Raw genomic sequence first — 18693 nt, forward strand, 5'->3', positions numbered from 1 at the left:
GACCCAGGAGCTGCCATGTCCGCCACCACCGCGCCCGTCTGGACCAAAGCCCGCGTGCAACCCGGCGCGCTGGCGCGGCTGTTCGACTGGAAGCCCTTCCTGGCCTTCATCTGCCTGCTGCCGGCCGTCGGCCTGCTGCTGACCTTCCTGACCTATCCGCTGGGCCTTGGCATCTTCCTGGCCTTCACCGACACCACGATCGGCCGGCGCGGCATCTGGGTGGGGCTCGAGAATTTCGAGTACCTGATGACCGACCCGATCTTCTGGAACGCGGTGTTCTTCTCGGTCTTCTACACGGGCATCGCCACGATCGGAAAATTCGCGCTCGGCCTGTGGCTGGCGCTGCTGCTGAACCAGCATCTGCCAATGAAGTCGCTGCTGCGCGCCATCATCCTGCTGCCCTGGATCGTGCCGACCGTTCTCTCCGCCATCGCCTTCTGGTGGATCTACGACCCGCAATTCTCGATCCTGAGCTACCTTGCCATCAACGTGCTCGGCATCCGCGAGACACCTTTCGACTTCATCAACAGCGAGTGGCCGGCCCGCTTCTCGCTGATCGCCGCCAATATCTGGCGCGGCATTCCCTTCGTGGCGATCTCGCTGCTGGCGGGTCTTCAGACCATCTCGCCCTCGCTCTACGAGGCCGCGCTGCTGGATGGTGCAAGCCCCTGGCAGCGCTTCCGCCACATCACCTTCCCGATGCTCATGCCGATCCTGGCGATCGTGATGACCTTCTCGATCATCTTCACCTTCACGGATTTCCAGCTGGTCTATGCCATCACGCGCGGCGGGCCGGTGAATTCCACCCATCTGCTCGCGACGCTGGCCTTCCAGCGCGGCATCCCCGGCGGGCAACTCGGCGAGGGCGCGGCGATCGCGGTGTCGATGATCCCCTTCCTCGTCTTCGCAACGCTGTTCAGCTATTACGGCCTGGCCCGGCGCAAGTGGCAGCAGGGAGAGTCCAATGACTGAGGCCGCCATCGCCAAGCCGGAGAACACCGCCGCCGCCGCGCCGGAGGCGATGGCCTGGGACAGCCGCTCGCGCCGCGTGGTGATGCTCTATGTGCCGCTCGCCTGCTTCCTCATCATCCTGCTGTTCCCCTTCTACTGGATGACGGTGACGGCCTTCAAACCGAATGCCGAGCTCTACAACTTCACCGACCACAACCCGTTCTGGATCTCCTCCCCCACGCTCGACCACGTCTATCATCTGCTCTTCAACACGGCCTATCCGCGCTGGCTGTGGACCACGATGCTGGTGTCGGTCTGCGCCACTTTCCTCTCGCTGTTCGCCAGCACGCTGGCCGCCTATTCCATCCAGCGGCTGCGCTTCAAGGGCAGCCAGTATGTGGGGCTGGCGATCTACCTCGCCTATCTCGTACCGCCCTCCATCCTGTTCATCCCGCTGGCGACGATGGTGGTGCAGCTCGGCCTGTTCGACACGCCCTTCGCGCTGATCCTCACCTACCCGACCTTCCTGATCCCCTTCTGCACCTGGCTGCTGATCGGCTACTTCAAGTCGATCCCCTATGAGCTGGAGGAATGCGCGCTGATCGACGGCGCGACGCGCCTGCAGATCCTGCGCCGCATCACGCTGCCGCTTGCCATCCCGGGGCTGATCTCGGCCGGCATCTTCAGCTTCACCCTGTCCTGGAACGAGTTCATCTACGCGCTCGCCTTCATCCAGAGCAGCGAGAACAAGACCGTGCCCGTCGCGATCCTGACGGAACTCGTCACCGGCGACGTGTACCAGTGGGGCGCGCTGATGGCGGGCAGCCTGCTGGGCTCGCTGCCGGTCGCCATCTTCTACAGCTTCTTCGTGGACTACTACGTCTCCTCGCTGACGGGCGCGGTGAAGGAGTAGCCGCCGATGACCGAAGGGTGCTGCCCGCCAGGGGCGGGCGCGCACCCGCGGGTCTGAATCGGGGATTGCCGCGCTACAGCTTCGCGGCCAGTGCCGAGACGTAGCTGCGGTTCCAGGTCGGGTTGATCCAGACCTCGTTCAGCACGACATGCGCCGGCAGGCAGGCGACGTAGCGCACGAGGTCGCCCACATCGGCGCTCTGGACCATCTTCGCGCGTTCCTCGGCACTCACCGGGTTGGGGCGCTTGTCGAGGATGGGGGTGGCGACCTCGCCGGGGCAGATCACGCAGCTGCGGATGCCGTTCACGCCCTCTTCCATGTTGATCGTGTGGCTCATCGCCACCACGCCATGCTTCGCCGCGGTGTAGCCCGCGCCCGAGAGCATCGAGATGTTGCGCCCCGCCATGCTCGCCGTGTGGATCAGCACGCCGTCGCGCTGCGGGCGCATCAGCGGCAGGGCGACCGTGACCGCGTAGAAGGCGCTGGCGAGGTTGCCGCGCACCAACTCGTCCACGCCTTCGGGCGTCAGCACCGCCCAGCGCCGCGGCGTGATGTTCAGCCCCGCATTGTTCACCAGGATGTCGAGCCGCCCGAAGCGCTCGGTGATGAAGCGGCCCACCGCCTGCACCGCCGCGCTGTCCATCATGTCGGCCGGCTGCACATGGGCGCGCCCGCCCTTCGCGGCGATCCGCGCCGCGACATCCTGCAGCGGCGCCGCGCGGCGGCCGGTGAGGACCAGTTCCGCCCCCTCCTCCGCCAGGGCCAGGGCGGCGGCCTCGCCGATGCCCGAACCGGCGCCCGTGACCCAGGCAATCCGTCCCTCGAGACGTGGCATCTGCATGTCCTCCCCTTGATGCGTCCCGGAGCCTAGAGCAACGTCGCGCAACTGACACCGGGGGACGCGCCATGCGCACATTCACCATCCTGACGCCCAAGGCGCCGGCCTATACGGCCGCGAATGGCTATGACTACGAGATGGAGGCGCTGGCGCGGCTTGGCGCCGAGATCGTCGAATGCGAGGCGACCGAGGCCGCCTTCATCGCCGCCGCGCCCACGGCCGATGCGGTCTATGCCAAGGGTATGAAGTTCACCCGCCCGATGATCGCCGCGCTCAGCCGCTGCCGCATCATCGCCTGCGCCTCGGTCGGCGTGGACTACGTCGATGTCGTGGCCGCCACCGAGCACGGCATCCCGGTGACGAACTGCCCGGACACCTTCATCGAGGAGGTCGCCGATCACGCGATGATGCTGCTGCTGGCGACGCATCGCCGCTGCATCGAGCAGGACCGCATGGTGCGCGAGGGCCGCTGGGGAGAGGGCCGCCCGGCGCTCTACCAGGTGCCGCGTCTGTTCGGCCTCACGCTCGGCTTCGTCGCCTTCGGCCGCGTCGCGCGGCTGGTGGCGCAGCGGGCCAAGCCCTTCGGCCTGCGGCTCATGGCCTATGATCCCTTCGTGGACGAACTCACCATGTCGGCGCTGGGCGTGCAGCCGGCGAGCCTGGACGAGGTGCTGACCCAATCGGATTTCGTCTCCATGCACGCTCCCGCCACGCCCGAGACGGGGCGGATGCTGGGTGCTGCGCATTTCGCCCGCATGAAGCCCAGCGCCATCTTCATCAACACGGGGCGCGGGCCGACGGTGGATGAGGCCGCGCTGATCGAGGCGCTGGCGACCCGGCGCATCGCCGGCGCCGGGCTCGACGTGCTGGAGCAGGAACCGCCAGCGCGCGACAACCCGCTGCTGGCGATGGAGCATGTGATCCTCTCGCCGCACAACGCCTCGGCCTCCGCGCGCTTCGACCCGGCCCGCAAGCGCCGGGCGGGGCAGGAGATGGCGCTGGTGCTGAGCGGACGCTGGCCGATGTCCTGCGTGAACCCCACCGTGCTGCCCAGCGGCGGGCTGAAGCGCTGGCAGCCCTATGCTATGGAACGCGGACCGAACAGCTAGGAGCCGCCTCGATGCAGCATGCGGATGTGCTCGCCTATCTTCGCGGACCCTTCCAGCAGGTCGGCGGCTGGTGCTCGCCCTGGCTCTGGCAGCTCATCACGCCGCTGGCGGAGCGCCAGGCAGCGCTGGGCTGCCACGCGCCGGTGGCCGAGATCGGCGTCTATCACGGCAAGTTCTTCCTGGGCCTGGTGAAGACGAAGGGCGTGGGCGCGCACAACTACGCGATCGACGTCTTCGACATGCAGCAGTTCAACCTCGATGGCGCCGGCAAGGGCGACATGGAGCAGTTCCGCGCCAATATCGAGAAGGTCGGCCTTGCCCCGGGGGCGGTGACCATGCTGCGCGCCGACAGCATGGCGCTCGGCGCTGCGGATATCGAGCAGATCCGCATCGCCGCGGGCGGATTCTCCTTCTTCAGCGTCGATGGCTGCCACATGGTGGAGCACACGATCAACGACGTGCGGGTGGCCATGCAGTTGACGGTGCCGGAGGGCATCATCTTCGTCGACGACTACACCAACCAGGACTGGCCCGGCGTGCAGGAAGGCATCGCCAAGCTCTACCTGATGGACAGCCCGCGCTTCGTGCCGCTGGCCGTGCTGCACAACAAGCTCTTCCTCTGCCACATCAGCCATCACGGCGCCTATCTGAAGCACATCCAGGCGGCCGCGGCGAAGCTGACCGGCGCGCGCACCAAGCTGGTGCAGCGCTTCGGCTACCCCTCACTGAACCTGTTCCCGGCGGTAGCGGGCAGCGAGGCCTATCTGGGCTGAAGGGAGCCGTCGAGCTGGCGGTGCATCCAGGCCACCAGTTCGAACAGGTGCTGGTCCTGGCGATTGGCCGCGTGGAAGGCGGCCGCGAGATCCGGGCCGAGCGCCTCCTCGGCCGCGGCAATGCGCGCGGCAAGCTGGTCATCCGCCGCGCGGGTGGTGTTGGCCCGCACGACCTCCAGCGACTGCCCGCCAAGCTGTTCCGACAGCTTCAGCGAGAAGACGTGCATGGAAAAATCATAGGTCTCGACCAGGCCGATGAAGGGCAGGCGTCGGATGCAGTCCAGCGCGCTCAGCAGTTCCTCGGCCGTGTCGGGGGCGGCGTTGCGCGGCAGGTGGCTCAGCTTGTTGGTCTGGAAGTTGCGGATCGAGCGGTCATGCGGCTGGGCGAGGCGCGCGCGCACATAGCCGGCGAAGTCATGCGTCTTGGCCAGCCGCGTGCCTTGCGTGTCCGCCACCTGCTTGCGCTCGAACTCATAGGCGGAGCGCACGCGGTCCAGCGGGTGGCGGAGCAGCACGATCGGCAGCAGGCGCACGCCCGGCACCTCGAAGGGGGGGCGGAAGGTGTGGGAGGAGAGCGCGCGCAGCTCAGGCTCGCCGGCCAGCAGCGCGCCAAGGTCGGCCGCGGTGAGTTCCCGCCCCTCCCCTTCAACATTTCGCCAGCGTGGGCCGAAACAGCGCCGCAGTGCGACATCCACCGAGGTGCCGGCGTTCTTGAACAGGTGGTGGTGGAAGATGACGCTGCGCATGGTCCCTGACTTATACAAACCGCGGGCCGGGGCCGCTACCCGTCCGGGCCGGGGGGTCCCCGCCCCCGGAAACGGGCATGTCATTTCCCCTTCAAATCAACATCCTCGTGCGCTTGCCAAGCTCCGCGCGCCTTCGCTACCAAAGCGCGGCGTGGCGGGAGATTTCATGCAACCCCTGAGTGCAACGATCTACCGTATCGGCTCGGAACTGGAGTTCGGGCCGAACGGCAATGGCGCCGCCCTGCTGCACAGCGGCTGGTCCACACCCGAGCCGGATGGCTTCACCTGGTCGGACGCCCCGGATGCCGTGCTGCGCTTCACCATGGCCACGCCCACGCGCGACCTCGCCTGCCATATCTCGTTGATGCCCTTCGTCGCGCCCGGCGTGGTGCAGGAACAACGCGTCAGCATCTTTTTCAACCACTTCCGCGTCGGCTATGCTGAGTTGCGGGCAGGGCGGCAGACCGTCTCCTTCGCCCTGCCGCGGGAGTTGTTCATCATGCGATCGGCCTCTCTGTTGCTGCATATTCCGGGTGCGGCCTCGCCCCATGACCTGGGCATCGGCGATGACCGGCGACGCCTCGGCGTGGCGCTGTGGTCGCTGCTGATCGCACCGGCCGGCTGATGGCGCGCAGCAGCGCCGCCCCGCCCGCGGCCGAGGAAGCCGCGCCGGTCGAGATCGCCGAAGCCCCCACCACCCCGCCGGCACGCCCGCATGGCATGGTGGAAGGCTCCACCGACGCCAATGTCTGGGGCTGGGCGCTGGACCCCGCCAATCCGCATGTCCCCGTCTCCGTCGAGTTGTGGGACAGCGAGCAGCTGGTCGTGCGGCTGCGCGCCGACACCTATCGCCCGGACATCGAGGTCGGCGGCAAGCCCGGCCTGTGCTGCGGCTTCAACCTGCCTATCCCGCAACACCTGCTGACCTCGCCGCGCCATGTGCTGCATCTGCGCATCGCCGGCCAGGCCGAGGATCTGGAGAACTCGCCCCTCGTCGTGCAGGCCGATCGCCCGCCGCTGAGCTGGGAGGATTTCCAGGCCCTGCTGCCGCGCGTGGAGGCCGCCGCCGAGGCCGCCACCTCCACCGCCGCGCTGCGCGACCTGCTCGGCCCCGTGATGGGCACGCTCGGGGCGCTGCTGCCGCGCTACCTGGCCGTCGCCGAGCGCAATGGCGAGGCACCGGTCGAGGCGATGCTCGACCTCGCCTTCTCCTATTCCGACCGGATCGGCGAGCTGGTGCAGGACTTCACGCGCCGCTATCCGCGCCTCGTGCTACCCGAGCATGAGGCGCCCGAAGTCAGCGTCATCATCCCGGTCTATGGCAAGTTCGCCTACACCTACCAGTGCCTCGCCTCGATCGCGAAAGCGCTGCCGCGCGCGAGCATCGAGGTCATCATCGTCGACGACTGCTCGCCGGACGAGACCATCTTCACCGCGAGCGTGGTGGGGGGCGGCATTCGCTACCTCCGCGCGCCGCGCAATGGCGGCTTCATCGCCTCCTGCAACCTGGGTGCCGCGGCGGCGCGCGGGGCGCAGCTGCTGTTCCTCAACAACGACACCGAGGTGCAGGAAGGCTGGGTCGATGCGCTGCTCGACACCTTCCGCGACATGCCCGAGGCCGGGCTCGTCGGCTCCAAGCTGCTCTTCCCCGATGGGCGCGTGCAGGAAGCGGGCGGGATCATCTGGCGGCTCGGCGATGGCTGGAACTATGGCCGCAATGCCGAGGCCAATGACCCGCGCATCAACTATTTGCGCGAGGTCGACTACGTCTCGGGTGCGGCGATCATGGTGCCCAAGGCGCTGTTCGACGATCTGGGCGGCTTCGACACGCACTACGCCCCCGCCTATTACGAGGACACCGACCTCGCCTTCCGCATCCGCGCGGCGGGCAAGCGCGTCTACTACCAGCCGCGCAGCGCCGTGGTGCACCATGAGGGCGTGACCTCGGGCACCGATGTGAAGGGCACGGGGGCCAAGCGCTACCAGCTCGTCAACGGGCGGAAGTTCTTCGATCGCTGGCGCGGCGTGCTCGCCAGCCACCGCCTCAACGGGCAGGAGCCGGAGCTGGAGAAGGAGCGCCAGGTGCGCCGGCGCGTGCTCTTCATCGACGAGACCACGCCCACGCCGCAGGAGGATGCCGGTTCGGTCGCCGCCCTCAGCCATATGCGCGCGATGCAGCGGCTGGGCGCCAAGGTCACCTTCGTGCCGGCCGACAACATGGCGCATCTCGGCGCCGTTACCGAGCATCTGCAGGGCCTGGGCATCGAGGTGCTGCACGCGCCCTGGTACTGGTCGGCCGAGGAGGTGGTGCGCAAGCGCGGCGCGGAATTCGACGCCGTCTACCTGCACCGCTTCGTCAACGCCTTCAAATATGCCGGCGTCATGCGCGCGGCGATGCCACATGCGAAGCTGATCTACTCGGTCGCCGACCTGCACCATCTGCGCCTGGAGCGCGAGGCGGCGATCACCAGCTCGCCCGAGATCGCCGAGAAGGCCGCCGCGGTGAAGGCGCGGGAGATGGCGGCCCTGGCCGCCGTCGATCAGGTCATCGTCCACTCGGCGCATGAGGGCGACTACCTCGCGAGTCTCGTGGAGCCGGGGAAGCTGAACGTGATCCCCTGGGTCGTGCCCGCCGCCCCGCCGAAGACCGGCTTCGCGACGCGCCGTGACGTGGTGTTCCTCGGCGGCTACCGGCATCCGCCGAATGTCGATGCGGTGAATTTCTTCGTGGGCGAGGTCATGCCCATCCTGCGCCAGCTCGTGCCCGGGATCGGCCTGCGCATCGCGGGCTCGCACATGCCCGACAGCTTCCACGACCTTGCGGCCGCCGATGTGGTGCTCGACGGGTTCATTCCCGACCTCGACGCCTATTTCGCCGATATCCGCGTCATGGTTGCGCCGCTGCGCTACGGCGCCGGGGTGAAGGGCAAGGTGCTGGACAGCCTGGCGCGCGGCCTGCCCTGCGTGGCCACCTCCGTCGCCGCCGAGGGCATGGGCCTGGCCGATGGCGTGGAGATCGCCATCGCCGACAGCCCCCGCGCCATCGCCGAGGCCATCGCCTGGCTCTACCAGGATGAGGAAGCCTGGACCCGGCTGCAGCAGGGTGGGCTCGGCTATATCGAGCGCACCTGCTCGGTCGGTGCGATCACCGGGCTGTTCGGGCAGATGTTCGCGCGTCTCGACCAGGGCTGAGTTGCGCGGGCGGGTGTTCCCTGCCCCGCCGCGCTGTGCCAGTTTCCGCCCGACCGTGAGCCGGAGGAAACACATGTACGCCGACGTCCAACTGTTCATCGATGGCACCTGGCGCGCCGCCCGCGCCGGTCGCTCCATCCCCGTGATCAACCCCGCGACCGAGGAGGTGATCGGCCGCGTCGCGCATGCCGGGACCGACGACCTCGACGAGGCGCTGGACGCCGCGGCCAAGGGCTTCGCCGCCTGGAAGCGCGTCTCGGCCTTCGACCGTTCGAAGCTGATGCGCAAGGCCGCCGAGATCTTCCGCACCCGCGTGGAAGAGACGGCGATGCTGATGACGCTCGAGCAGGGCAAGCCGCTCGCCGAGGCGAAGATGGAGGCGCTGGCTGCCGCCGACATCATCGACTGGTTCGCCGAGGAAGCCCGCCGCGCCTATGGCCGCGTGGTGCCCGCGCGGGCCGAGGGTGTGTACCAGCTGGTGGTGAAGGAGCCGGTCGGCCCCGTCGCCGCCTTCACGCCCTGGAACTTCCCGATCAACCAGGTGGTGCGCAAGCTCTCCGCCGCGCTGGCCACGGGCTGCTCGATCATCGTCAAGGCGCCGGAGGAGACGCCGGCCTCGCCCGCCGCGCTGATCCGCGCCTTCGCCGATGCGGGGCTGCCCGCGGGGGTCGCCAACCTCGTCTTCGGCGTGCCGGCCGAGATCAGCGAATACCTCATCCCCCATCCGGTGATCCGCAAGGTGACCTTCACCGGCTCCACCCCGGTGGGCAAGCATCTGGCCGCGCTGGCCGGGGCCCATATGAAGCGCGTGACGATGGAACTCGGCGGCCATGCGCCGGCGATCGTCTTCGGCGACGCCGATCTCGACCATGCGGTGAAGACGCTGGCCGGCGCCAAGTTCCGCAATGCCGGGCAGGTCTGCGTCTCGCCGACGCGCTTCCTGGTGCAGGACTCGCTCTATGAGGGCTTCGTCGAGCGCTTCGTGGCGCACGCCAAGGCGCTGAAGGTGGGCGATGGCACGGCGGCCGACACGCAGATGGGCCCGCTGGTGCATGACCGGCGCATCCCCTGGATGGACAGCCTCGTGGCCGATGCCCGCACCAAGGGCGCCGAGCTGCACACGGGCGGCGGGCGCGTGGGCAACAAGGGCTATTTCTACGCGCCGACGGTGCTGACCGGCGTGGCGAAGGAGGCGCGGATGATGAATGAGGAGCCCTTCGGCCCGCTGGCCATGATCGCGCCCTTCCACGACCTGGATGAGGTTGTGGCGGAAGCCAACCGCCTGCCCTATGGCCTCGCCGCCTATGCCTTCACGCGCAGCGCCAAGACCGCGAATGCGGTGGCCGCGCGGGTCGAGACCGGGATGATGACGATCAACCATCTCGGCCTCGCGCTGCCGGAAGTCCCCTTCGGCGGCGTGAAGGACAGCGGCTATGGCAGCGAGGGCGGCTCGGAGGCGATCGAGGCCTATCTCAACACGAAGTTCGTGACCCAGGCCGGGCTGTAAGCAGGCGAGGCCGCGCGCGCCCCAAGGCGCGCGCGGCGCTTCACCCCTGCACCGCGCCGCGCAGATGCGCCAGCACCTGCGCGGCCGCTTCCTCGGGCGTCAGCCCCACCGTCGTCACGCGCAGTTCCGGCGATTCGGGCGCCTCATAGGGGCTGCTCACCCCCGTGAAGTTCTTGATCGTGCCGCGCATCGCCTTGGCGTAGAGGCCCTTCGGGTCGCGCCGCGCGCATTCCTCGAGCGGCGTGTCCACGAACACCTCGATGAACTCGCCCGGCGCCAGCATCTCGCGCACCATCCGCCGCTCGGCGCGGAAGGGCGAGATGAAGGAGCAGATGACGATCAGCCCCGCATCGACGAAGAGCTTCGCCACCTCGCCCACGCGGCGGATGTTCTCCACCCGGTCCTGGTCGGTGAAGCCGAGGTCGCGGTTCAGCCCGTGGCGGAGATTGTCGCCATCCAGCGTGTAGGTGTGCCGGCCCTCGCGGTGCAGCACCTGCTCCACCAGCTTCGCGATGGTGGACTTGCCGGAGCCCGAAAGCCCCGTGAACCACAGCACCATCGGCTTCTGGTGGTCGAGCGCGGCGCGCGCCGCCTTGTCCACCAGGAAGGTCTCGGTGTGGATGTTCGTGGCGCGGCGCAGCGGGAAGTCGATCATGCCCGCGCCGGCGGTGCGGTTGGTGAAGCGGTCCACCAGCACGAAGGCGCCGGTCAGCCGATTCTCCGCATAGGGGTCGAGCGGCACGCGCTGCGTGGCGGCGAGGTTGCAGAAGCCGATCTCATTCAGTTCGAGCTTCTTCGCCGCCTGCTGCTCCAGCGTGTTCACATCCACGCGATGCTTGATCGCGGTGACCGAGGCGGGCGTCCAGAGATTGCCGATGCGCATCAGGTACTGCCGCCCGGGCAGCATCGCCTCCTCATCCATCCAGAGGAGGTGCGCGGCGAACTGGTCCGCCACCTCGGGCCGGTCGGCGAGCGGGGCGAGCACGTCGCCGCGCGCCACATCCACTTCATCGGCGAGCGAGATGGTCACGGCCTCTCCGGCGCTGGCGGTGGATTGGTCGCCATCGGGCCCCAGGATGCGCGAGACATGCGAGGTGCGGCCCGAGGCGGCGACGACGATGTTGTCGCCCACCGCCACGCGCCCGCTCGCCACCGTGCCGGAGAAGCCGCGGAAATCGAGGTTCGGGCGGTTCACCCACTGCACGGGGAAGCGGAAGGGCTTGTGCTGCAGGTCGCCCTCGACATCCACCGCTTCGAGATGCGCCATCAGCGTCGGGCCGCGATACCAGGGCGTGTTGCCGGATTTCGTGGTCACGTTGTCGCCGAAGCGCGCGGAGATCGGGATCGGCACCATGGTCTGGAAGCCGAAGCCGCTGGCGAAGGTCAGCCAGTCGCCCACGATGCGGTCGAAGACGTCGCGGTCGAAGCCCATCAGGTCGATCTTGTTGATCGCCAGCACGACATGGCGGATGCCGAGCAGCGAGCAGATGTAGCTGTGCCGCTTGGTCTGCGTCAGCACGCCCTTGCGCGCATCCACCAGGATGATGGCGAGGTCGGAGTTCGACGCCCCCGTCGCCATGTTGCGCGTGTACTGCTCATGCCCCGGCGTGTCGGCCACGATGAAGCTGCGCCGCGGCGTGGCAAAGAAACGGTAGGCCACATCGATGGTGATGCCCTGCTGGCGCTCGGCCTCCAGCCCATCGACCAGCAGCGCAAGGTCGATATCCTCGCCCACAGTGCCGTGCTTGCGGCTGTCCTTGGCGATGGTCGCCAAGGTGTCTTCCATGATCAGGCGGCTGTCATAGAGCAGGCGGCCGATCAGCGTGGACTTGCCGTCATCGACCGAGCCGCAGGTGAGGAACCGCAGCAGGCCATGCGTCTCGCTGCCCGTGCTCAGTTCCATCGGCGTGTCCATCGGCGGTCGGTCCTCATGCTTGCGCAACCCAGGCCCGGGACACGGGCCGGTTGCCCCGTGGTCATCCCACGATCAAGCTGAAGGCGGCAAGATGCGCCGCCATCGTGAACAGGCTCTTCACGCACCTATGGCATGATGGAAAACCCCTCGCGGATTCGATGATGCACGACCTCCCTGCCCTGCTTGAACGCCTCGTGCCGCTCGCCGCCGAGGCCGGCGCGCGCATCGTCGCCATCCGCGCCCGGCCGCATGAGGTGCAGGCCAAGGCCGATGGCAGCCCGCTGACCGAGGCCGATCTCGCCGCCGAGGCCATCATCGCCGCTGGCCTCCCCGCCGCCGCGCCGGGCATCGCCGTGGTGTCCGAGGAAGCGGCCGCGCATGTGCTGCCCGCGGGCGGCGCGCCCTTCCTGCTGGTCGATCCGCTGGACGGCACGCGCGAATTCGTGGGCCCCTCCGGCGAGTTCACGGTGAACATCGCCCTCATCATGGGGGGCCGCCCGGTGGCGGGCGTGGTCTATGCCCCGGCGCTCGGCCGCATCTGGCGCGGTGCGGCGGGCCATGGCGCGGCGATGGCCGAGCTGCCCCCCAACGCCCCGGTCGCCGCTGCCGCCTGGCAGCCGATTCGCGCCCGGCCCCGGCCCGAGGGCGGGCTTACCGCCGTCGCCAGCCGCAGCCATCTCGACCCCGAGACCACCGCCTTCCTCGCCACCCTGCCCATCGCCGAGCGCCGCTCCATCGGCTCCTCGCTCAAATTCTGCCTGGTGGCGGAGGGGGTGGCCGATGTCTATCCGCGCTTCGGCCCGACCATGGAGTGGGACACGGCGGCGGGCCAGGCGGTGCTGGAAGCCGCGGGCGGGCGCGTGACCGACCCCACCGGCGCGGCCTTCACCTACGGCAAGACAGCCTTCCGCAACGGCGCCTTCATCGCCTGGGGCGGTTGACAGCGACCGGCTAAGGCTTTTGACCACAGGCGCGGCGCCCGCGCCGCAGGATGGAGACCCTCGGCGCGTGTCCGGCGATGCCCTGCTGCACCTCGGCCTGGAATGCCTCGCCCCGCTCAGCCCGCGGCGCTGGATCGCCTATGGCGTGGCCGAGGCGCCGCGCGGCCAGCCGGGCCGGCTCTCGGTCACGGCCGGCGGCGGCGGCGATTGCGCGATCGAGCATGTCGCCTTCCACCCCGACCCCGCCGGGGGCGAGGCCGGGCGCGCCCGGCACCGCTTCACCCTGGTCTATGCCGTCCCCGAGGGCAGGCAGGCCGAGGCGCTGATCCTCTCCGCCGGCGGCGCCACCATGCACGCCGATTTGCGCGCGCCGGGCCTGCCCGCCGACCTCGCCGCCGCCACCACGACGCGGGACTGGTCCGCGACCTTCGCCCTCTTCGCCGCCTGCGCCGAGACACCCATCCTCGCACCCCTGCTCCAGGGCGGCGATTTCGGCGTCTTCGCGGGCTGGCTAAACGCCCTGCCCGCCCTGCCCGGCCGCGGCGGCAAGACCGGCCCCTTCCAGGAGATCGAGGCGCTCTGCTCACCGGCCGGGGAGGTGCTGCTGGTGCTGCGCGGCCTCGCCCCCCTGCCCGCCGGCGCCGGGGGCCGCATGGCCCTGGCGGCGCGGCCGGACCCGGCCGAGGCGCCGCGCGTGCTGCCGCTGCTCGACCGGGCGGAGGGCGCGCATCTGCACGGCGTGGTGCTCTATGGCCGCGTCCCGGCCGAGCATCGCGGCCGGCTGCACGGCGCCGAGATCCTGGCCGACATCGAGGCCGGGCCGGGCCAGGCGCTGCGGCTGCGCGCGCATCCGCGGCTGGTCGCCGCCCCTGATCTCCTCGACGCCGCCGCGCGCCTTACCGCCAGCCCGGGCCCGCAATCGGGCGCCCTCGCCCTGGCCGGCGCGGCGCTGGTGGCGCGCATCCTGGCGACGCGCGAGGCGGCCTTCGCCCCCCTGCTCGCCGCCGCCCCCTGGCCCGCGGCCCCGCCCGGCCAGCCGCGCCTGATCGCCCTGCTCAATGCCGATGACCCGCTGGCGGCAAGGCTGTTCCAGGTCACCGCCGGGGCCTTCGAGACCCGCGCCGAGCGCCTGCTGATCCTGGGCGAGGCGGCGGATGAGGTGGCGGCGGTTTTCCTCCGGCGCGGACGCATCGCCGTGGAGACCGGCGCCGCCGCCCTCGCCAGCCTGCGCGGCGCGGCGCAGGGCGTGATCGCGGTGGAGGCGGCGCATTTCGCCGAGGCCGTCATCGCCGACCGGCTCGACCATGCCTTCGCCGGGGTGGTGGAGGCCGGCGCGCTGGCCCGGCTGCTCACCCTGCATGATCTCGCGGGCTTCAGCCTCGCCTTCGATGACAGCCTCGCCCGGCTGCTGCGCCGCGCGCGGATGGCCGGCGAGGGCCGCGGGGCGGAGGCCGCGCTGGTGCCGCTGGTGCGCGCCTGGAGCAGCGCGCTCGCGGCGGAGCGCGTGCATGACCACCTCGCCCGCCTCTGGGCCGGGCTGCCCGCGGCGGAGAGGAGCCCGGTAGATGCCTGATCCGCGCCCCGCGCCCTTCGCGGGCGGCATCTGCATCCTCAGCCACTCGCACCCGGATTTCTCCAAGGGCGGCGGCGAGTTGGCGGCGATGAACCAGTTCACCGCGCTGCGCGCCGCGGGGCGCAAGGTGGTGATGGTCTCGGCCAGCGAACCGGCCTCCCACTACGCCACCAGCCGCCCGGTGGAGACCATCCTGCGCCATGCCGGGGACGAGTATTTCTACAGCTTCGCCGGCATGACCGATGACCGCCTCGCCTGGGCCGATCACCAGCAGCGGCGGCTGCTGGTGGAGTTCCTCGCCGGGCTCGGCTGCGCCGTCTACCACCTGCACCATTACTGGCGCGTCGGCACCGACCTCATCACCGAGCTGATGGACGCCCGCCCCGACGCCACCTTCGTGCTGACGCTGCATGAGATGCTCGCCATCTGCCTCAACCGCGGCCAGATGGTGATGACGCGCTCCGACGAATTGTGCCGGCGCGAGAGCCTGATGCGCTGCCTCGCCTGCTTCCCGGAACAGTCGCTGGACCGCTTCGCCTTCCGCAAGGCGACGCTGCTGGCCACGCTGCGCCGCTTCGACAGCCTGCTCTACCCCAGCGACTTCATCCGCGACCGCTACGAGGCCTGGGGCCTTGTTGGCCCGCGCGCGGCGGTGGTCGAGAACTACCTGGGAGATGCGGTGCTGGCCGAACCCCGCCCGGCCACGCCCGCGCCAGGGGCCACCGCCACCCATTTCGGCTTCTTCGGCGTGCCGAGCGCGTTCAAGGGGCTCGACGTGCTGGTGCGCGCCCTGCCGCTGGCGCTGCGCGCCCGGCCCGACCTGACGCTGACCGTCTATGGCGCGGACCGCGCCGATGCGCTGCGCGGCTTCCCCGCGCTGGAGCCGCTGCTGGACTCGCTCGGCCCCGCCGTGACCTTCGCCGGGCGCTACGACCCGGCCGATGCGGTGGCGCTGATGCGCGGCGTGGGCTGGGTGGTGATGCCCTCCATCTGGTGGGAGAACTCGCCCATGGTGATCCAGGAGGCGCGCCATGCCGGGACGCCCCTGATCGTCTCCGACATCGGCGGCATGGCGGAGAAGGTGCTGCCCGGCGTGGACGGGCTGCATTTCCGCCGCGGCTCGGGCATGGATCTCGCCCGCGCGCTGGTCGAGGCGGCGGATCCCGCACTGCGGGCGCGCCTCGCCGCCAGCATCCGCCCCGTCATCGACCAGGCCAGCTTCCTCGCCGCGCTCGACGCGGCCTACCAGCCCCGCCCGCGGGCCATCTGAAGGATCCGCTCCGCCTTGCGCATCGCCATCGTCATGAGTCACGCCAGCCGCAAGCTGCTCGGCGCACTGCGCGACCTGCACTTCACCGCGGCGCTGCGCCGCCAGGGGGCGGAGGCGCGGATGTTCCGCGTGCATGGCGGGACGGCGGTGGAGCACGAATGGCACCTCGACGGCGCGGTGCAGGCCAGCTTCTGCCCGGCTGACAACCCCGACCAGATCCCGCATCGCCAGGTCTCGGAGGCGCTGCGGCGGGAGGTCGCGGCCTTCGCGCCCGACATCGTGCTCTACAAGGGCCTGGGCTACGCGGTGAACGCGCATCTGCAGGCCGGGCTGCCGGCGGGCACGCGCTTCGGCCTCGTCATCGGCGGCAGCGTGAAGGACCCGATGGCCGGGCAGGCGGCGCTGATCCTGGGCGAGTATCGCGAGCAGTTGATGGCGCATTTTCCGGCCGCCTTCCGCGCCGGCCACGCGCTGGTGCTGCCGAAATACGTGGACCTCGCCATGGCCGGGCCGGGCACGCCGGTCGCCGCCGAGGCCGCAGCCTACGACATCATCAATGTCGGCACCTTCGCCGAGAAGCGGAAGAACCAGGAGGCGCTGCTGCCCTTCGCGGCGCGCCATCGCCTGGCCTTCGTCGGCGCCGGGCCGCGCCTCGCCGAGATCAAGGCCATGGTGCCGCAGGCGGACCGCGCCCGCGCCCTGTTCCTCGGCCACAAGCCGCATGAGGGCGTCTTCGCCGCGCTGCGCCAGGCGCGGGTGATGGTGCATGTCTCGAGCATGGATGGCCTGCCCCGCGCGACGGTGGAGGCGATGGCCTGCGGCGTGCCGGTGATCGCCCGGCGTGCGACCATCGCCGGGGGCATCCCGGCCGCCGCCGGGCTGCTGGTGAGCGACGAGGCCCTGCCCCATGCGGTGGAGATGCTGCTGGCGGATGAGCCGATGCGCCTGCGCCTGGGCCGCGCCGCGCGCCGCCATGTCGAGCAGCGGCACAGCATCGCCGCGCTGGAGGAAACCGCCGCGGCGGTGCTGCGAATTCTCGCTTGATCGCGTGATTCAGACCTCCGGTGCCTGCGCACCTTCGGTCATCACGCTTCAACGCAACCGCCGCTCCGCGTCCCGTGCCGCGGCGAGGTCCCAGGGGAGCTGGTGCGTCAGCTCGTCATGCCCCCAGAACTGCCGCAGCGAGCCGCGCAGCGCGTCGGGCGGCAGCACGGGCCGCTGGCCGTCCGGCGCCGTGACATCCAGCAGCGGCGCCAGCAGATCCCGCCAGAAATCCGCCCAGAGCCAGGCATGGGGCACGGAGGCATGCAGCCCCGGCGCCAGGGCGGCGCGATCGCGCGCGATGCGCATCGGCGGCGTGCCGAGGAAGATGCCCTCCTTGCCGAAGAAGCGCGCCTCGGCCACCACGGAGGAGGAGATGCCGATCACCCGCTGCACGCTCTCCTGCGCCAGCAGCACATAGATGTTCTCGCTGACCTCGCGGATGCGCGCGAGCGGCAGGCCGATGTCGTGCAGGCCGAAGCCGCCCGGATTGTAGGGGTGCGGCTTGAACAGCACGCGGCCCCTGGGACCGATCAGCCCATGCAGCGGCGCGGCGAATTGCGCGAGGTCGAGCAGGGCGCCGGCGCGGATCAGCGCGCGGTCGATGCGCGTCTGGCCGATGATGAGCGTGCTCTCCTGCACCGGCAGCAGCGGCGGCAGCTTCACCGCCGTGGCCGCCACCAGATCCGCGAAGGGTTCGAAATGGCTGTCCGGCGCGTGATGCGCGGCCAGCGCGCCCAGCACCTCCCGGTCCTGCGTCTGAATCGCGAACAGCACGTCCGGTCCGAAGCGGTAGGGGTGGATGTTGAGGTCGATCCACACCACCCCCATCCGCTCGAGGATGCGCTTGAGCAGCGGCGGCAATTCGAAGCCGATGACGCAGGCCGCGCCTTCGAAGGCGGCCGCGAGCATCGCCGCGGCCTCGCGCGGCAGGTCCGGCGCGTCGTAGAGGCTGACCCAGCCCTCGATATCCGGCGCGATGCCGGCCAGGGCGTAGAAGGCCGGCGTGTCGAAGCCGCCCGGCCCGCCCCAGAGCAGCGGCGTGACCTCCAGCCCCGACGCCGCGGCCAGCGGCCGGCGCAGCAGCCGGTGCAGCCATTGCGTGTTGCCATTCTGCGAGGCGCGGAAGGCCTCGTCCTGCGGCCGCAGGATGTCGCCCACGACCAGGATGCGCGCGGCCATGCCCCGCGCTAGCCCCGTTCGATCCGCACCCAGGCGAGGCCGAGGCCCAGCACGCGCGTATCCCGGCGCGGCCCGCTGGCCGGGTCTACATCCTGCCGGCCCATCAGCAGCAGCGTGACGCGCGAGCCCGTCGGGGCGGCGGGCAGGGTGATCCGCGCCTCGAAGATTCCCGTGGTGCCGTCATTGCTCACGGTCGTCAGGCTGAGCGGCACGCCATCGAGGAACCAGTCATGTTCAGCCATGTCGAGCTTCACGCCGAAGGGCGAACGCAGCGCCAGCGTCAGCAGCAGCGCCCCGCCGCCGAGCGCCGGCAGGGCGAGGCTCGCGCAGCGCGCCGCGCCGGACCAGCGCAGCGAGCCGCCCTCCGTGCGGTCGGGCGTGAACCAGCCATGGCCGGCGAAGGCCGGATCGGCCGCATCGATGGCCACCGCATCGGCCGCCTCGGCCTGCTCGGGCGCGGCGGCGGCGCGCAGGCGCGGGCCCGGGACGTTCCGCAGCGGGTCGATGCGCAGCCGCTCGGCGCGCGACAGCGCGGCCTCCCGGTGCTGCTGCGCCAGCGCATCCAGCCCGGCGGCAAGGCGCGCGATCTCCTCCACCAGATGCTCGCCGAAGATCCGCGCGGCCGGGTCGAGACCCGCGAGCAGCGGCGCGGCATCGGCGCGCAGCCGCGCGGCATGCTGGCGCTCCATCGCCGCATCGATCAGCGTGGCCGCCAGGCGATCGGGCGAGAGGTCGAGCAGGG

General features: G+C 70.4%; 16 protein-coding genes. 11 read left to right on the forward strand and 5 right to left on the reverse strand.

Translation table 11 applies throughout. The features are described from left to right. Positions 1 to 15 precede the first annotated feature (15 nt). Together AC2D9U_RS20275 and AC2D9U_RS20280 are read left to right on the forward strand one after the other, a co-directional pair. Complete coding sequence (locus AC2D9U_RS20275; RefSeq protein ID WP_484752294.1) at positions 16 to 972, forward strand: carbohydrate ABC transporter permease; 957 nt, start codon at positions 16 to 18, stop codon at positions 970 to 972. Beyond that, positions 965 to 1864 (forward strand): carbohydrate ABC transporter permease, encoded by a 900-nt coding sequence (locus AC2D9U_RS20280; RefSeq protein WP_484752296.1) that lies wholly within the window; start codon positions 965 to 967, stop codon positions 1862 to 1864. Before AC2D9U_RS20275 ends, AC2D9U_RS20280 begins: the two co-directional genes overlap by 8 nt. Before the next feature lie 73 nt (positions 1865 to 1937). Here the strand turns inward: AC2D9U_RS20280 and AC2D9U_RS20285 are convergent, their stop codons facing one another. Continuing rightward, on the reverse strand, positions 1938 to 2705 hold the full coding sequence (locus tag AC2D9U_RS20285) for an SDR family oxidoreductase (RefSeq protein ID WP_484752298.1): 768 nt from the start codon (positions 2703 to 2705) through the stop codon (positions 1938 to 1940). 65 nt (positions 2706 to 2770) lie between these two features. Between AC2D9U_RS20285 and AC2D9U_RS20290 the strand changes: the two genes are divergently transcribed. Beyond that, on the forward strand, positions 2771 to 3811 hold the full coding sequence (locus tag AC2D9U_RS20290; protein ID WP_484752300.1) for a C-terminal binding protein: 1041 nt from the start codon (positions 2771 to 2773) through the stop codon (positions 3809 to 3811). Between the two features lie 11 nt (positions 3812 to 3822). Further along, complete coding sequence (locus AC2D9U_RS20295) at positions 3823 to 4584, forward strand: class I SAM-dependent methyltransferase (protein ID WP_484752302.1); 762 nt, start codon at positions 3823 to 3825, stop codon at positions 4582 to 4584. Here AC2D9U_RS20295 and AC2D9U_RS20300 read toward each other — a convergent pair. Then, on the reverse strand, positions 4572 to 5330 hold the full coding sequence (locus AC2D9U_RS20300) for a hypothetical protein (RefSeq protein ID WP_484752304.1): 759 nt from the start codon (positions 5328 to 5330) through the stop codon (positions 4572 to 4574). The genes AC2D9U_RS20295 and AC2D9U_RS20300 overlap by 13 nt on opposite strands. Positions 5331 to 5496: 166 nt before the next feature. Here AC2D9U_RS20300 and AC2D9U_RS20305 point away from each other — a divergent pair, with 166 nt between their 5' ends. The 3 genes from AC2D9U_RS20305 (at position 5497) to AC2D9U_RS20315 (ending at position 10029) form a co-directional block, all read left to right on the forward strand. Next, positions 5497 to 5955 (forward strand): hypothetical protein, encoded by a 459-nt coding sequence (locus AC2D9U_RS20305; protein WP_484752306.1) that lies wholly within the window; start codon positions 5497 to 5499, stop codon positions 5953 to 5955. After that, positions 5955 to 8522 carry a glycosyltransferase gene (locus AC2D9U_RS20310; RefSeq protein ID WP_484752308.1) on the forward strand — a complete coding sequence of 856 codons (2568 nt, stop codon included), beginning with the start codon at positions 5955 to 5957 and terminating at the stop codon, positions 8520 to 8522. The genes AC2D9U_RS20305 and AC2D9U_RS20310 overlap by 1 nt, the downstream gene beginning before the upstream one ends. 73 nt (positions 8523 to 8595) lie before the next feature. Further along, positions 8596 to 10029: an NAD-dependent succinate-semialdehyde dehydrogenase gene (locus AC2D9U_RS20315; RefSeq protein ID WP_484752310.1), complete on the forward strand. Its 1434-nt coding sequence runs from the start codon at positions 8596 to 8598 to the stop codon at positions 10027 to 10029. 40 nt (positions 10030 to 10069) lie between these two features. Here AC2D9U_RS20315 and cysN read toward each other — a convergent pair whose 3' ends face one another. Beyond that, positions 10070 to 11944, reverse strand: a complete 1875-nt coding sequence (gene cysN, locus AC2D9U_RS20320) for a sulfate adenylyltransferase subunit CysN (RefSeq protein ID WP_484752312.1) — start codon at positions 11942 to 11944, stop codon at positions 10070 to 10072. Between the two features lie 158 nt (positions 11945 to 12102). Here cysN and cysQ point away from each other — a divergent pair, with 158 nt between their 5' ends. The 4 genes from cysQ (at position 12103) to AC2D9U_RS20340 (ending at position 16772) form a co-directional block, all read left to right on the forward strand. Then, on the forward strand, positions 12103 to 12885 hold the full coding sequence (gene cysQ, locus AC2D9U_RS20325) for a 3'(2'),5'-bisphosphate nucleotidase CysQ (protein WP_484752314.1): 783 nt from the start codon (positions 12103 to 12105) through the stop codon (positions 12883 to 12885). Positions 12886 to 12952: 67 nt separating this feature from the next. Continuing rightward, positions 12953 to 14458: a hypothetical protein gene (locus AC2D9U_RS20330; protein ID WP_484752316.1), complete on the forward strand. Its 1506-nt coding sequence runs from the start codon at positions 12953 to 12955 to the stop codon at positions 14456 to 14458. Continuing rightward, positions 14451 to 15728 carry a glycosyltransferase gene (locus tag AC2D9U_RS20335; protein ID WP_484752318.1) on the forward strand — a complete coding sequence of 426 codons (1278 nt, stop codon included), beginning with the start codon at positions 14451 to 14453 and terminating at the stop codon, positions 15726 to 15728. The genes AC2D9U_RS20330 and AC2D9U_RS20335 overlap by 8 nt, the downstream gene beginning before the upstream one ends. Before the next feature lie 33 nt (positions 15729 to 15761). After that, positions 15762 to 16772, forward strand: coding sequence for a glycosyltransferase (locus tag AC2D9U_RS20340; protein WP_484752320.1), 1011 nt, complete (start codon positions 15762 to 15764; stop codon positions 16770 to 16772). A 48-nt stretch (positions 16773 to 16820) separates the two neighbouring features. Here AC2D9U_RS20340 and AC2D9U_RS20345 read toward each other — a convergent pair whose 3' ends face one another. Further along, positions 16821 to 17951, reverse strand: a complete 1131-nt coding sequence (locus AC2D9U_RS20345; protein WP_484752322.1) for a hypothetical protein — start codon at positions 17949 to 17951, stop codon at positions 16821 to 16823. A gap of 8 nt (positions 17952 to 17959) precedes the next feature. Next, positions 17960 to 18640 (reverse strand): hypothetical protein, encoded by a 681-nt coding sequence (locus AC2D9U_RS20350; RefSeq protein WP_484752324.1) that lies wholly within the window; start codon positions 18638 to 18640, stop codon positions 17960 to 17962. Positions 18641 to 18693 lie beyond the last annotated feature (53 nt).

The organism is Roseomonas sp. TF40, from assembly GCF_057219975.1.